13 protein-coding genes and 1 tRNA gene are annotated in these 13,566 nt (G+C 56.2%); 9 read left to right on the top strand and 5 right to left on the bottom strand.

Annotated elements, in window-relative coordinates; all coding sequences use genetic code 11:
- Positions 1-28 precede the first annotated feature (28 nt).
- Positions 29-1,462 (bottom strand): M48 family metalloprotease, encoded by a 1,434-nt coding sequence (locus HCI85_RS12380; RefSeq protein WP_160087514.1) that lies wholly within the window; start codon positions 1,460-1,462, stop codon positions 29-31.
- A 106-nt stretch (positions 1,463-1,568) separates the two neighbouring features.
- Between HCI85_RS12380 and HCI85_RS12375 the strand changes: the two genes are divergently transcribed.
- Positions 1,569-1,820 carry a sulfurtransferase TusA family protein gene (locus tag HCI85_RS12375; protein ID WP_090252637.1) on the top strand — a complete coding sequence of 84 codons (252 nt, stop codon included), beginning with the start codon at positions 1,569-1,571 and terminating at the stop codon, positions 1,818-1,820.
- Positions 1,821-1,886: 66 nt separating this feature from the next.
- Positions 1,887-2,951 carry an AI-2E family transporter gene (locus HCI85_RS12370; protein ID WP_167144931.1) on the top strand — a complete coding sequence of 355 codons (1,065 nt, stop codon included), beginning with the start codon at positions 1,887-1,889 and terminating at the stop codon, positions 2,949-2,951.
- Positions 2,952-3,003: 52 nt separating this feature from the next.
- On the opposite strand, the gene HCI85_RS12365 is transcribed toward HCI85_RS12370, so the two are convergent.
- Positions 3,004-3,477, bottom strand: a complete 474-nt coding sequence (locus HCI85_RS12365) for a peroxiredoxin (protein WP_167144930.1) — start codon at positions 3,475-3,477, stop codon at positions 3,004-3,006.
- A gap of 14 nt (positions 3,478-3,491) precedes the next feature.
- Positions 3,492-4,049 carry a glycine cleavage system protein R gene (locus HCI85_RS12360; protein WP_090252644.1) on the bottom strand — a complete coding sequence of 186 codons (558 nt, stop codon included), beginning with the start codon at positions 4,047-4,049 and terminating at the stop codon, positions 3,492-3,494.
- Between the two features lie 226 nt (positions 4,050-4,275).
- On the opposite strand from HCI85_RS12360, the gene dapA reads away from it, so the two are divergent.
- The 4 genes from dapA to HCI85_RS12340 all read left to right on the top strand — a co-directional run bounded on the left by dapA (position 4,276) and on the right by HCI85_RS12340 (position 7,533).
- Positions 4,276-5,154 carry a 4-hydroxy-tetrahydrodipicolinate synthase gene (gene dapA / locus HCI85_RS12355; RefSeq protein ID WP_090252647.1) on the top strand — a complete coding sequence of 293 codons (879 nt, stop codon included), beginning with the start codon at positions 4,276-4,278 and terminating at the stop codon, positions 5,152-5,154.
- A gap of 17 nt (positions 5,155-5,171) precedes the next feature.
- The gene (bamC, locus tag HCI85_RS12350) at positions 5,172-6,290 is read left to right on the top strand and encodes an outer membrane protein assembly factor BamC (RefSeq protein ID WP_167144929.1); all 1,119 of its coding nucleotides are present in this window, start codon (positions 5,172-5,174) and stop codon (positions 6,288-6,290) included.
- An 87-nt stretch (positions 6,291-6,377) separates the two neighbouring features.
- Positions 6,378-7,247 carry a phosphoribosylaminoimidazolesuccinocarboxamide synthase gene (locus HCI85_RS12345; RefSeq protein ID WP_167144928.1) on the top strand — a complete coding sequence of 290 codons (870 nt, stop codon included), beginning with the start codon at positions 6,378-6,380 and terminating at the stop codon, positions 7,245-7,247.
- 196 nt (positions 7,248-7,443) lie between these two features.
- Positions 7,444-7,533 (top strand) — tRNA-Ser (locus tag HCI85_RS12340).
- Between the two features lie 128 nt (positions 7,534-7,661).
- Here HCI85_RS12340 and HCI85_RS12335 read toward each other — a convergent pair.
- Positions 7,662-8,870, bottom strand: a complete 1,209-nt coding sequence (locus HCI85_RS12335; protein ID WP_167144927.1) for an Arm DNA-binding domain-containing protein — start codon at positions 8,868-8,870, stop codon at positions 7,662-7,664.
- The gene (locus HCI85_RS20990) at positions 8,867-9,082 is read right to left on the bottom strand and encodes a DNA-binding protein (protein ID WP_241693776.1); all 216 of its coding nucleotides are present in this window, start codon (positions 9,080-9,082) and stop codon (positions 8,867-8,869) included. The genes HCI85_RS12335 and HCI85_RS20990 overlap by 4 nt, the downstream gene beginning before the upstream one ends.
- A 664-nt stretch (positions 9,083-9,746) precedes the next feature.
- Here HCI85_RS20990 and HCI85_RS21345 point away from each other — a divergent pair.
- From HCI85_RS21345 to HCI85_RS12320, 3 genes are all read left to right on the top strand, one after another.
- A complete protein-coding gene (locus HCI85_RS21345) occupies positions 9,747-10,460 on the top strand; it encodes a helix-turn-helix domain-containing protein (protein ID WP_167144926.1) in 714 nt (237 codons plus the stop codon).
- Between the two features lie 488 nt (positions 10,461-10,948).
- Entirely contained in the window at positions 10,949-11,740 is a 792-nt protein-coding gene (locus tag HCI85_RS12325) for a hypothetical protein (protein ID WP_167144925.1), read from the top strand.
- A gap of 131 nt (positions 11,741-11,871) precedes the next feature.
- On the top strand, positions 11,872-13,242 hold the full coding sequence (locus HCI85_RS12320; protein WP_167144924.1) for a transposase: 1,371 nt from the start codon (positions 11,872-11,874) through the stop codon (positions 13,240-13,242).
- The last annotated feature ends 324 nt before the right edge of the window (positions 13,243-13,566 follow it).

Here is a 13,566-nt window from a genome sequence, read left to right as displayed (position 1 = left end):
GGCTTTTTCGTCTCTAGGGCGCGCAGTGCTAGCGAAGCATCTGCTCGATGATGCGCTGTTCTTCCATCAGCTCGCGCTGCCTGGCGTCGATGCGTGAGGCTAGTTGGAAGTTATTGCTGGCGCGGCGCTTGGCAAAGTCGAGCTGTTCCAGGGCCTGGTTGTAGTCACCGACCAGGGCGAAGAATTCGCCACGGGCTTGGTGCAGGCCGATGGTATTGCCGCTCAGGCCGCGCACTTCGGCTACCTGATACCAGACATCCGGATCTTTGCCGCGACTTTTCAGCATGTCGTCGAGGGCGCGCTCGGCTTCCTGAGTGCGCACCTGCTTCATCAGCAGATCGATATGCGCCTGGTTGACGGGGTAATTGTTCGGATAAAGGGTCAGCAAGCGCGTGATCCGACTTTGTGCATCGCCTAGACGATTGGCTGCCATATCCAGTTCAACGTGCGCCAGGTTGTAGGTGACGTCGTTGGGGGATTTGGCGAGCAGGGGTTGCAACGCTTCGCGGGCTTCTTTGTGCTGTCCGCTCTTGATCAGCGCAATCGCCAAGCCATAGCGGGCGGCTTCCAGCTGCGGATTCTCGTCGAGCATGTTGCGAAAGCGTTTGGCGGCGACACCTGGGGTTTCTTCGTAGATCAGCTGCACGCGTGCGCGCATCAGCTGGTAGCGCACGCTGTCAGTGATCCCTGACGCGTTGTACTGCTCGGCGCGGTTGCGGGTGTCGGCGATGCGCGATTCCGACACCGGGTGAGTGAGGAGGAACTCTGGCGGCTTGCGATCGTAGCGGTACTGGCGCATCAGACGCTCGAACATGCTGGGCATGGCGCGCGGATCGAAGCCGGCTTTTTCCAGGTTGACCAGGCCGATGCGGTCAGCTTCCTGCTCATTTTGTCGAGAGAAGCGTCGTTGTTCCTGCATCGCTGCTGCTTGGGTCGAGGCGATGGCGGCGATGCCCAGGTCGCCAGCGCCAGCCGCCGCTGCGACGATACCAGCGAGCAGTCCGGCCATCACCGGGATCTGCATGCGCTGCTGTGCTTCTAGCCCTCGAGCGAAGTGGCGTTGTGACAAATGGGCCAGTTCGTGAGCCATAACCGAGGCGTACTCGGCTTCGGTCTGCGCATAGAGAAACAGGCCGCCGTTGACCCCGACAATTCCACCGGGCGCGGCAAAGGCGTTGATCTGTGGGCTGTTGAGCAGAACGAACTCCAGGCGTCGATCCTGCAGTTGGCTGGTTTCGCTCAGGCGATAGACGCTGGTTTCGACGAAGTCCTTGAGCTGTGGGTCGTCGAGCTGGCTGACCTGGCCGCGAACCAGGCTCAGCCAGGCGCGGCCCAGCTGGTGCTCTTGCTGTGGGGAAACGATGGCGGAACTGGCATCGCCAAGGGAGGGCAGGTCACTGGCCGTGGCGGGGGCTGCCAGCAGGCAGGCCAGCGTCAACAGGGTAGGGCGCAGAAGGCTCATGCACAAAGCTCGTGTCGAACAAAGGCGCTACTGTAGCTGGCTGGCGGCGGTGCTGGCCAGGGTTGTACGCCCTTGGGTATCCTTGCGGCCTTCCTGGAGTGGCTCAATGACTGATATGCAATGGCGTGCCGAGGACTTCGACGCGCAACTGGACGCCTGCGGGCTCAACTGCCCGCTACCTTTACTCAAAGCCAAGCTGGAGCTAAACCGCCTGGCCAGTGGCGCGGTGCTCAAGGTTGAGGCCACTGATGCCGGCTCGCAGCGGGATTTCCGTGCCTTCGCCAGCCTGGCCGGGCATAGTCTGTTGCGTGAAGAGGTCGATAGTGGTGTGTATCGCTATTGGCTGCGCAAGGCCTAGCAGCTGCGACGACAAGTGCGGTTCATAGGGATGCCTGTGAAGGCGCTGCCCAAGTAAGGAGTCACGATGTTCAAGGTGTTTCAGGATTGGTTGCATCGCTATTTTTCTGATGAGCAGGCGGTGGTGCTCGCGGTTTTATTGGTGTTGGGCTTTGCCGCGATCCTGAACCTAGGTGGGATGTTGGCTCCAGTGCTGACCGGCTTGGTGCTGGCGTTTCTGATGCAGGGGTTGGTGAATGCCTTTGAACGTCTGCGCTTGCCGCAAGTGGTGGCGGTGTGGCTGGTGTTTACCCTGTTTTTAAGCATGCTAGGGCTGTTTCTGTTGGTGTTGATGCCACTGCTTTGGCAACAGTTGAGCACCTTGTTCAATGAGCTGCCGCGCATGCTTGGCGAGTGGCAGTCGCTGTTTCTGCTGCTGCCGGAGCGATACCCGACGCTGATTACCGATGTGCAGGTGCTGCAGTTAATTGAGGGCGTGCGGGGTGAGGTTGGCAAGTTTGGCCAGTGGGCACTGTCGTTTTCCTTATCAAGCTTGCCGATGCTGGTCAGCATCATGATCTACCTCGTGCTGGTGCCGATTCTGGTGTTCTTCTTCCTCAAGGATCGCGAGCTGATCAGTGCGTGGTTTCGTGGTTATCTGCCGCGTGAACGTGCGTTGATCACTCAAGTGGCTGAGGAGATGAACAAGCAGATTGCCAACTACATTCGCGGCAAGGTGATCGAAATTATTATCTGTGGTGTGGTCACCTACATCGCGTTTGCCTACTTGGGGCTTAACTACGCCGCGCTGCTGGCCTTGTTGGTCGGTCTGTCGGTGGTAGTGCCATATATCGGCGCTGTGGTTGTCACTGTGCCGGTGGCGCTGATCGGGCTGTTCCAGTGGGGGCTTGGTGACCAGTTCATTTACCTGATGGTGGTCTACGGGATCATTCAGGCGCTGGACGGCAACGTCCTGGTGCCGCTGCTGTTCTCCGAGGCGGTCAATCTGCATCCGGTGGCGATCATCTGCGCCGTGCTGCTGTTTGGCGGCATGTGGGGCTTCTGGGGTGTGTTCTTCGCCATCCCGCTGGCCACATTGTTCAAGGCGGTGATCGATGCCTGGCCACGCAGTGAGCAGATAACGGCGTATTAATCTGCAGGCAATAAAAAGCCGGTCAATTGACCGGCTTTTTTGCGCGCGCGATTCAGGCTTTATTCAGTGCCTGGGCCGCGGCCAGTACCGCATCGACATGCCCGGGTACTTTCACGCCACGCCATTCCTGGCGCAATACACCTTCTTTATCGATCAGAAAGGTGCTGCGGTCCACGCCCAGGTATTCCTTGCCGTAGAGCTTCTTCAGTTTGATCACATCGAACAGCTGGCAAACGGCTTCATCTTTGTCAGAGATCAGCTCGAAGGGGAATTCCTGCTTGCACTTGAAGTTCTCGTGGGACTTCAGGCCGTCGCGCGAAACGCCGAAGATCAGCGTGTTGGCTGCCTGAAAGGCCGGGTATTGGTCGCGAAAACCCTGGCCCTCGGTGGTGCAACCCGGCGTGCTGTCCTTCGGGTAAAAGTAGATCACCACTTGCTGGCCTTTGAGTGCGGACAGCTTTACGGTCTGGCCGCTGGTGGCTTCTGCCTGAAAATCTGCAACCGGGGTGTCGAGTACTACGGCCATATCGTGCTGCTCCTTTATGGGTTCTGCGGACGCCAGGGTTCAATCAAGGCGTCCAGATTCAACGCATCGGCAAAGTCGAGGAACTGATCACGCAACCAGCTGATCTGCGTGCCGGCTGGTAAAGTCACGGTCAGGGTGGCGTTGAGCATGGTGCCGCCGGTCTGCGGTGCCTGGTAGGTGTCGCAGGTGAGGTTTTCCAGTTCGACGTGATGGTCGAGAAAGAACTGGCACAGCTCATTAAGGATGTCCGGGCGGTAGGCCGAGCTGACATACGCCACATAAGGCAGCGCCTGTGGGCGGCTTTCCGAGGCGGCGCTGCGAATCACGTTGACCGAGAAGCTGTGCTTCTTCGCCAGCGCCGGCAGGCTTGACTCCAAGCGAGCCAGTGCATCCCAGCTGCCGGATATCTGCAAGACCAGTGCGCTGTACTCACCATGTCGGCTGAGGCGAGTACTGACCACGGCGCAACGGTTCTCGTGACTGGTGCGGCAGAGCACGTTGGTCAGCTCCATGGCGTTGGGACCAAGGGCGCTGATAAGCAGGAATTGTTCGCGAACTGGGGGGGTGGACATGCAGCCTTCCTAAACAATAAGCGGTCGGACTGTTTATACAGCACCGATCAAAGCCGGAAGGGTAGCGAAAAGCACCGCTCAGGGGAATGCCGGCAGGGCTTGGCGATGTGGAATGTGCCGCGTTTGCCTGAGAAAGATTGTATACGCGTTGCCGAGGTACTTCGCTTGTGCAAGGCAGGTGGCCCCAGTACCATTACCGCTCTCTTTTTCCGGCAGGAGCGGTTGCATGATTGCGGGCAGTATGGTGGCACTGGTTACGCCCATGGATGCACAAGGTGGTCTTGATTGGGACGGCCTGAGCAAACTGGTGGATTTCCACCTGCAAGAGGGCACCAACGCCATCGTCGCGGTCGGCACCACAGGTGAGTCCGCCACGCTGGACGTGGGTGAGCACGTAGAAGTGATCCGTCGTGTGGTCGATCAGGTTGCCGGACGTATTCCCGTCATCGCCGGTACCGGTGGCAACTCCACCCGTGAATCAGTCGAACTGACCCGCGCTGCTAAAGATGTCGGCGCCGACGCCTGCCTGCTGGTCACCCCGTATTACAACAAGCCGACTCAGGAAGGCTTGTACCTGCACTTCCGCCATATCGCCGAATCGGTTGCCATCCCGCAGATCCTCTACAACGTGCCGGGCCGTACGGTCTGTGACATGCTGCCGGAAACCGTTGAGCGTCTGGCCAAGATCGACAACATCATCGGTATCAAGGAAGCCACCGGCGACCTGCAGCGCGGCCAGGAAGTTCTGGATCGCGTGAGCAAGGATTTCCTGGTCTATTCCGGCGATGACGCCACCGCCGTTGAGCTGATGCTGATGGGCGGCAAGGGCAATATCTCGGTAACCGCCAACGTCGCCCCGCGCGCGATGAGCGATCTGTGCGCAGCAGCCATGCGCGGTGAAGCGGCGATTGCCCGCGCCATCAACGACCGCTTGATGCCGCTGCACAAGGCGCTGTTTATCGAATCCAACCCGATTCCGGTGAAATGGGCTCTGCATGAAATGGGTTTGATGCCAGACGGTATCCGTCTGCCACTGACCTGGCTCAGCCCACGTTGTCATGAACCGCTGCGTCAGGCCCTGCGCCAGTCCGGCGTATTGGTTTAATTGAGGAATTACTACGCATGAAGCGACTCACCGGACTCTCTGCCCTGGCCCTGATCATCGCTGGTACCAGCGGTTGCGGCTGGATCTATGGCGAAAACGGCTATTTCCGTGACCGTGGCAGCGACTACCTCGAAGCCCGTCAGACGGCCACGATGCAAATGCCGCCAAACGTCGACGCCAAGCGTATCGACCCACTGCTGCCCGTGCCGCAGCAAGTTGCCACCACCACCGATACCGGCGAATTTACCGTGCCGCGCCCGCAAGCTCTGGCTGTGGCCGGTGATGCCAGCGAGTTCAGCCTGCAAAAGAGCGGCGAGTCGCGCTGGGTTGTGGCGCAGCGCGTACCGGCCGAAGTCTGGCCTGTGGCGCGTCAGTTCTTTGCTGACAACGGCTTCCAGATTGCAGAAGAGCGTCCGCAAACGGGCGAATTCAGCACCTCCTGGCAGCGTTTTGATGCCCTGTCTGAATCCATGACCCGTCGTCTGAGCAGCCGCGTATCCGGCGTGAATCCAGATGCCGAAACCCGCGTGCGGGTGCGTATCGAGCCAGGCGTGCAGCGCAATACCAGCGAAATCTTCGTGGTCAGCGCCGAGCGTCCAGCTGGCAGCACCGCCGATGTTGCTTTCACTAACCGTAGCAGCAACCCAAGCCTGGATGCCGCGCTGCTCGATGAAATGCTCGTGACCCTGGCGCGCAGCGCCGAGCAGGGTGGTTCGGTCTCCCTGCTGGCTGCTCGTGATTACGATGCTCCGAACCGCGTAAGCCTGTCCGAAGACGGCAACGGTAACCCGGTGCTGAGCCTGGGTGCTGATTTCGACCGTGCCTGGTCCGGTGTGGGTCGCTCCCTGGAAATGGCAGATGTGCGCATCGACGACATCAACCGCAGCCTGGGTGTGTACTACATCAACCTGGCCGAGCGCGCGCAGAAGCCGGACGAAAAACCTGGCTTCTTCGGTAGCGTATTTGGCAGTGCGCCGAGCAAGGAAGAAATCGACGCCCGTGCCGAGCGCTATCAGGTACGTCTGACCGCCGTTGGCGACAGCGTGCAGGTCACCGTGGAAAAAGACCTCAACACCATTGCCCCCGCCGACGTGGCGCGCAAGGTGCTGGACCTGATCCAGGAAAACCTTGGCTGACAGCAGGAAACTGCTGCACCGGCAACACCAATAGGCGAAACCCGGCGGGTTTCGCCTGTTTTGTTTACCAACGGCGGAAATTCCGACATGAGCACAGCCACCACCCTGAGTCTGAAGAAAATCTATTCGGGCAAAGTCCGTGATCTATACGAAATCGACGACAAACGTATGCTGATGGTCGCCACCGACCGCCTTTCGGCATTCGACGTGATCCTCAACGAGCCGATCCCGGAAAAGGGCAAGATCCTCACCGCCATCTCCAACTTCTGGTTCGACAAGCTCAAGGATTTGGTGCCCAACCACTTTACCGGCGACAAGGTTGAAGACATCGTCCCCGCCGCCGAACTGCCTCTGGTGGAAGGCCGCGCGGTAGTCGCCAAGCGCCTCAAGCCAGTCGCGGTGGAAGCCATCGTGCGCGGCTATATCGTTGGCTCCGGTTGGAAGGAATACCAGAAGAGCGGCACCGTTTGCGGCATTCAACTGCCTGCGGGCCTCAAAGAAGCGGCCAAACTGCCGCAGCCGATCTTCACACCCTCGACCAAGGCTGCCGTGGGCGATCACGACGAGAACATCAGTTTCGAGCAATGCGAAGCGATCATCGGCGCCGAGCTGGCCGCCAAAGTGCGCGACACCGCCATTGCCCTGTACAGCGCAGCGGTGGAATACGCCGCCACACGCGGCATCATCATCGCCGACACCAAGTTCGAATTCGGCCTGGACGAAGACGGCACCCTGACCCTGATGGACGAAGCCCTAACACCGGACTCCAGCCGCTTCTGGCCGGCGGACAGCTATGTAGAAGGCACAAACCCGCCAAGCTTCGACAAACAGTTTGTGCGTGACTGGCTGGAATCCACCGGCTGGAACAAAGAGCCGCCAGCCCCAGCAGTGCCCGCCGACGTCGCGCAGAAAACCGCCGACAAATACCGCGAAGCCCTGACGCGTCTCACCGTCTAAGCCGCAGCAATACGCGCGTAAGCGCGACACAGAGGGGCGCTACGGCGCCCCTTTTTGTGGGCGACTGTTTAGCCTCCCGTCAGTCAGGTTCCGCAGTTGCTCACAGCCTTTGATCGCAAGCATCTGAAAGTATGTGAAAAATTTCAAAACTGGGGTTCGCCAAACGCACTTCACCTGTTATCATTCGCGCCGCTACGGGAAGATGCCGGAGTGGCCGAACGGGACGGATTCGAAATCCGTTGTATCAGCGATGGTACCTAGGGTTCAAATCCCTATCTTCCCGCCATATCGAAATACTCTAAGCCCCTGAAATCTTTATAGATTCCAGGGGCTTTTTGTTTAATTGGTTTGGCGTTTGGGCAAAATTTGGACAAAACCACTTCGCCTCAGTCCGCTCTAAACCGCTTCTAGCCATCAAAATCCCATCATCTTTGAGACTGAGTGGGCCATGCTTTTTGTGTCGCGCGGTATCCAGCGTCCATAGTGCTTCTTAACCATCGTTGTATCGGTATGCCCTAGCTGGCGGGCGACCCACTCCATGGGTACAAAACTAGATAAAGCCTGACTGGCAAACGTATGCCTGCTTTGATTGGGTCCCCGGTGAGCGATTCCGCAGCGCTTGAGGTGTCCTTCGAACCACGCATTAAGGGTTTGACCACTCCAGGGGATTCCACTGACCGAGTTACGAAACAGGAAAGTAATCTTCTCCTTCTTACGGATTATGTTGTCCCTTTGGACCACTTCTATCTCGATTGCTTCTTGCTGGCCAAGTGCAGCACTGATTTCTCTTAGCATCTCAAGCGCTGGTGCGATCAGTTCGAGGGTTCTTGCTCGAGAACGCTCTTTGGGAACCTTATATTCCTGTGCAACGCGAGCGCGCCTGACATGAAGTGTGCCCTTTTCTAAATCGATATCCTCCACAGCCAGGGCGATTAGTTCTGACACTGAAAGTCCTGCCCAGCAGTTGAAAACGATCATTCGTACATCGGGCAACCTTTCAGGATCGCCCAGAGCAAGACGCTTTAGCTCATCTCTTGTAAACGGAAAGGCTGATTCCAAATCAGCATCGCGCTCTATATTGCTGATTCGTTCAAGTGGATTAGATGCGATCACTCCGTCCTCGAAAGCATCTGTCCAGACGCCGCGAACGACAGTGAATACGTCATTAACCGTTTTGGGCGAAAGGCCGCTTTTGAGCAAGTATGCTTGGAGCAACTCAAGGTCGCTCTTGGTGATGTCCGATATTCGCCTTAGCCCCATTCGTGTCAGCAGATGTTTTGCCTTACTTCTATAATTTATATAAGTGCAGCTCGCTCTTTTTGCCTTTTGTACTTCTAGCCAACGCTGAACTCCATCCTCGACTGTGCGTTTTTTGTTTGCCCCCTCTATACCTGTAAATCGTGCGGCACATGGTGAGTCCGGAAAGTGAGCTAAATAGTCGAAACGTCCCTCTTTAATTTCGGTCAGGATGGTTCGACGCTTGTTATCGGCATAGGCAATAGCTGCTTTGTTTATCTTGACGATTCCGCGCAGAGGTTCTCTGTATCGTTTGCCATGCAGCATGAACGAGATCCGTAGCTGGTTACCGATATGCTCTACGCCTCTTGGTAGCTTATCAGTCAAAGCACCCCTCCTAACCAAGCTTCTATTGCTTTGCGATTAAAAACAATTCTCCGTGCTGGATCCCATCGCCAATGCCGACCTTCTAACCAGAGGCCATTGGCACGATATTTTCTGGCGGCCTCTGTACTGATCCCGAATACCGGGCCCAGCAGCTCCTGCCGGAACCACTCTCCAGGGCAAATCATTTTTTTATCATTCTCCGAACTTCTCATTTTTGGATTTCTCCTTAGTCATCTGTTTCCACTGATGCTGGAGAAATAAAAGGGGTTTGGGGGGGCTATCCGGTCCCGTTTTGGGTACAGATAGACGAGGTCAGCACCTTTTGTGGTTACTAAGTGATACCCAGCTTGCCTGAGTTTCAGAAAATGCAAGGCATGGGCTTGGGTATGGGCGAGTGTTTGGTTTGTGTTGGCGTATGCACATCAATGTTGTGGGTGGCCGAGTGAGGTTTTTGAGGGGGAGGACTAGAGCGGACGAGGGCTTGTAACCAGGTGGTCCAACTTCGCCTATCACAATTTTGGCGCTGCTATCTAGCCCCAGGGGCGGGACGTAATTCAGCACAAAACAGCTATTGACGAAGCCAATAATCTGCAGGAGGGCAATCATTGAGTTGGTACTTGCCCTACTTAAATACAGATGTGGGCGAGGCCTTATGAAAAAGTTCCGCAGATTGATAATTGATACTTACGAAATTCCACTGTTAAAAATTTTTCCACTGACAAAGTCTTTGAGTTGGCTTGGGGGAGGGCCGTGGAGAACTCTAGTTGATCATACTGTTCTAGCTCGCAGACTAACGACTGTGCGTAGAACAATTGTTTGTCACGTTATTTTTCGCGTATTTGGGTTTGCTAATTCTATTGCTGTGGCGGGTGCACAATGAGCATTCGTGCATACAAGTGGGGTTGGGGGAAAAAGCTGAAGCCAACTAGTAAATTAATTCTGTTAGCTCTTTCTGAAAGCGCTGATGGCCACGGAGTTTGTTGGCCGAGGATTAAGCGAGTAGCTAAGATGTGCGATGTGTCTGTACGTACGGTGCAAAGAACCATTAAGGAACTAGAGGAAGGAGGGTTTCTGAGCGTTTCCTATCGTTACTGCATAACGGGGCGTCAAATGTCCAGTGTCTATACCCTTCGGCTAGATAACCAGTCCACAGAGCTTCTGTCAGTGTCGCCGGTGAGTCGAGATGTGGTTGGTTGCGACATTTTGGCGGGCACGGGGGTGGCAGATGAACAGCATGGGGGGGGTGACGCGAGCTTGTCGTGCCAACAACCACTACATGAACAACCATTTGAACCCGAACGGCGCTTTGAGTTGCCTAGTTGTCTGAGTGGCGAGGACAGGCGTTCGATAGACCGTATGTTGGAGAAGCTCCTTGATTCAGAAGCTAGGCAGGTTGTATCCCTGCTGACGAGGGCGTTAAAAGGGCGGAAAATTCGAGGTGCGCCAGCTGCATGGGTCCTTGGTGTAATAAATAATGGGGGATACAGAGCTACATCTGGGGATGCTGAGGGCGACTACGTAAGGAAAATGATAGAAAAGGGACTTTCTCCTGAGTTAGCTGAGCAAATTGCAGGGCGGACTGTAAGTTAGCATGCTGAATCGGCCTTGGTTTTGTAGGCGCTCGATTACCGCTTTCTGCCCGTCTCCACCGGCCGCTTTGGGTCGATAGGAGCCTTTTGAATCAGGCAGCTATCGGCCAAAAGCGGACTGATCAAACCTTGCCTGAGGGTGCCTCCTTTGAGGCTTCGAGATCTCTAGGAAAATCGGGGCGATTCAGTTGGCCATAGCCAGAGCTGCCATCTCCACGAAGTCGTCGAACTCTTACCTGATATTGCAGTGTCGGCTTGCCGATTCGGGCAGCTTGATCAGATTTTTACGGTGCACGCCCGGGCCTTGGCCGAGTAATAGCCTTGCTGCGGCGGTCATATGATCACAGAGGACAGATATGCGGGGTTGTTGCTGGCATCTATCGAAAAGCCAAGCGCCGGGTGCTACAGAGCAGCTTCTGGAATATACCCAGCGCGCGAACAAAGTTACTATCCCTCGTCATTTAGGGTTGAAGAGCGAGGGAGAGCGAAGTGCACTTTTCGGTAAAGCGTCGTGACAAATTGCAAGGGCACTCTGACCTCCCAGTTACCGTGAAGGTGCAGACCTACGACGAAGATCTGGCGGAGGAGGATGAATTCGAGAAGCAGATACTTGATGGGGAGATTGTGACATTCGAGTTCGACGCGCATGAGTTCGATGTGACCTGTTTTGTGGGCGAGTGGCAGTTAGACGTATGGCCAAGCCTGACGGCCGATGATAAAGACACCCTGACCTTTGGCATCAAAAAGTCGAATATCGATGTGATTCGCTACCATGAATCTGATGTTAAGGCGGCGCTGGAGACAAAGCAGAAGCTGGAACGAGAGGCCGAGCAACAGCAGGTTGCCGCTCTCAAGCAGCACGCTTCGCAGATTATTGACCGCAAGAAAGTAACCATTGCTGCGCTTCTAGCGCTCTTTATTCTCGCGCCTGCAGTCTTCGGCTCTCTCATGGCCCACGATCAACACAACGAGGCCCTGAGGAACTTTTTGATTGTGGTTGCCCTAGTAGCTTTCTGCGTAGTTGGTTACATCGCGATCTCTTCTGGACTGCACGACAACCGCTGCGATAAATGCAACTCCAACCTAGTCCGCATCTTCAAGACTGATGAGAAGTTCAGGGGGACATACTCCAGTCAGGAGCATGTGATGGATCGCAACACTAGGGAGATGTCATGGAGGCAGGTGGTGAAAACAGACTTCGATATCAGTGATTACTACTGTTGCGACCTGTGCAAGCATCAGTGGACCAATAGGTATATCCGGACCACATCCGCTAACTGACGAAAGCTGAATTGCTCCTCGCTTTGTAGGCGCATCCGAGTGGCTGCTTATGGTCGATTCTGTTGAAAAAGTAGCGACCTCCCCATGCCGTTGGCAAAATTGCTCTGTCAGCGAGCATGGGGGCGAACAGCATGATGGGACAGTTACCGGGAGGACAGCAGCGCCTGTTCTACTCGTTCAATCTGGAAGATCACGTCCCGGGCCAACACCTCCTGCGCAGCATCGACCAGTGCCTGGATCTTAGTGATCTGCGTGCCTACCTGGCGGATTTCTATAGCCCCATCGGGCGTCCCTCGATTGACCCGGAGTTGATGGTGCGCATGCTGGTCGTCGGCTACTGCTATGGCATTCGTTCCGAGCGGCGATTGTGCGAAGAAGTGCACCTGAACCTGGCCTATCGCTGGTTCTGCCGGCTGGGCCTGGAAGACGAAGTCCCCAATCACTCGACCTTCTCGAAGAATCGCCATGGCCGTTTTCGTGACAGCGATCTATTCCGCTGGTTATTCAATGAGGTGCTGCGGCGCTGCATGACAGCCGGCCTAGTCAAGGGTGAAGGTTTCGCCGTCGACGCCAGCATCATCAAGGCTGATGCCAGCCGGCAACGTGGGGTGGCGGGAGATGAGGTCGATTGGAACGATCCAAAGCTCAGCAGCCGCGCCGTGCGCGAGTACCTCGAAGCCCTTGATGAAGAGGCGCTGGCTGAAGCTCTTCCCAAGAAAATTTCGCTCACCGATCCTCAGTCCCGTTGGACAGCAGCGCCAGGCGGCCCGGCCTACTTTGCCTACTCCACGAACTACCTGATCGACACTGAGCACGGCGTGATCATGGATGTGGAAGCTACCCCGGCGCACCGTACCGCCGAAGTCGATTCGACTAGAACGATGGTCGAGCGTGTCGAAGCGCAGTTCGACCTCACACCGGAACGCCTTATCGGCGACACCGCTTATGGCACTGCCCCGATGCTGGCGTGGATGGTCGAAGAGAAGGACATCGAGCCGCATGTGCCGGTGTGGGACAAGACTGAGCGCAAAGACGACAGCCTCTCCAGTAACGACTTTCACTGGAATCAGGAAGCCAATGAATACCGCTGCCCAGCCGGCAAACCACTACGCAGTGAATGGCGCGCCTTCACCCATAAAAGATCGCGGGTGACCAAGGCCAACACCATCATTTATCGCTCCAGCCAAACCGACTGCACCGCCTGTCCTTTGAAAGCGAAATGTTGCCCCAATACGCCGAATCGGAAGATCGTCCGCAGCATCCATGAGGCTGCCCGCGATGTGGCCAGGCGCATCGCCAAGACACCGGAATACCTCGTCTCTCGCTGCGAACGAAAAAAGGTGGAGATGCTGTTCGCCCACCTCAAACGGATCATGAAACTCGACCGTTTACGACTGCGTGGCCTGACAGGTGCCACTGACGAATTCACTTTGGCGGCGACGGTGCAGAACCTGCGACGCATGGCCAAGCTTTTGCCTCAAGGGCCACCGCTCACAGGATAGGTAAGCCTGCTGCGGGCAGAAACCCTCAAATTAACCCTCAAACCTGAGCAAGGACGCTCAGTGAAACGCCGAAAGGCAACTTGAAGTGGCTTGCAGCCACTTCGGCAGCAGGCACACCTGATCTGCTGGCTGCCGTCGAAACCTACTTTTTCAACAGAATCGGTCGAATGCAGCCCTTCATGACCCCAGCTGACGGCTAGTGCTAGATTGTCGGATACGTCATGAGATTCTTGGGTGATTTAGTGGTGTTCGGCTTCCAAAAGAGTCTTTCTATCTGGTTTCGGTTGGCCGTAGGTTGGGTAGATCAGCATTTTTCAGAGAGGG

This window comes from Pseudomonas sp. OTU750018 (genome assembly GCF_011636575.1).
Lineage (GTDB): Bacteria > Pseudomonadota > Gammaproteobacteria > Pseudomonadales > Pseudomonadaceae > Aquipseudomonas > Aquipseudomonas peli.
The sequence above is the reverse complement of the archived record's forward strand: the minus strand, read 5'-3'. Positions and strand labels throughout refer to the sequence as shown.

Coding starts and splice junctions, on each gene's coding strand:
- HCI85_RS12380 (WP_160087514.1), bottom strand. CDS start 1,462: ATGAGCCTTCTGCGCCCTACCCTGTTGACGCTGGCCTGCCTGCTGGCA.
- HCI85_RS12375 (WP_090252637.1), top strand. CDS start 1,569: ATGACTGATATGCAATGGCGTGCCGAGGACTTCGACGCGCAACTGGAC.
- HCI85_RS12370 (WP_167144931.1), top strand. CDS start 1,887: ATGTTCAAGGTGTTTCAGGATTGGTTGCATCGCTATTTTTCTGATGAG.
- HCI85_RS12365 (WP_167144930.1), bottom strand. CDS start 3,477: ATGGCCGTAGTACTCGACACCCCGGTTGCAGATTTTCAGGCAGAAGCC.
- HCI85_RS12360 (WP_090252644.1), bottom strand. CDS start 4,049: ATGTCCACCCCCCCAGTTCGCGAACAATTCCTGCTTATCAGCGCCCTT.
- dapA (WP_090252647.1), top strand. CDS start 4,276: ATGATTGCGGGCAGTATGGTGGCACTGGTTACGCCCATGGATGCACAA.
- bamC (WP_167144929.1), top strand. CDS start 5,172: ATGAAGCGACTCACCGGACTCTCTGCCCTGGCCCTGATCATCGCTGGT.
- HCI85_RS12345 (WP_167144928.1), top strand. CDS start 6,378: ATGAGCACAGCCACCACCCTGAGTCTGAAGAAAATCTATTCGGGCAAA.
- HCI85_RS20990 (WP_241693776.1), bottom strand. CDS start 9,082: ATGAGAAGTTCGGAGAATGATAAAAAAATGATTTGCCCTGGAGAGTGG.
- HCI85_RS21345 (WP_167144926.1), top strand. CDS start 9,747: ATGAGCATTCGTGCATACAAGTGGGGTTGGGGGAAAAAGCTGAAGCCA.
- HCI85_RS12320 (WP_167144924.1), top strand. CDS start 11,872: ATGATGGGACAGTTACCGGGAGGACAGCAGCGCCTGTTCTACTCGTTC.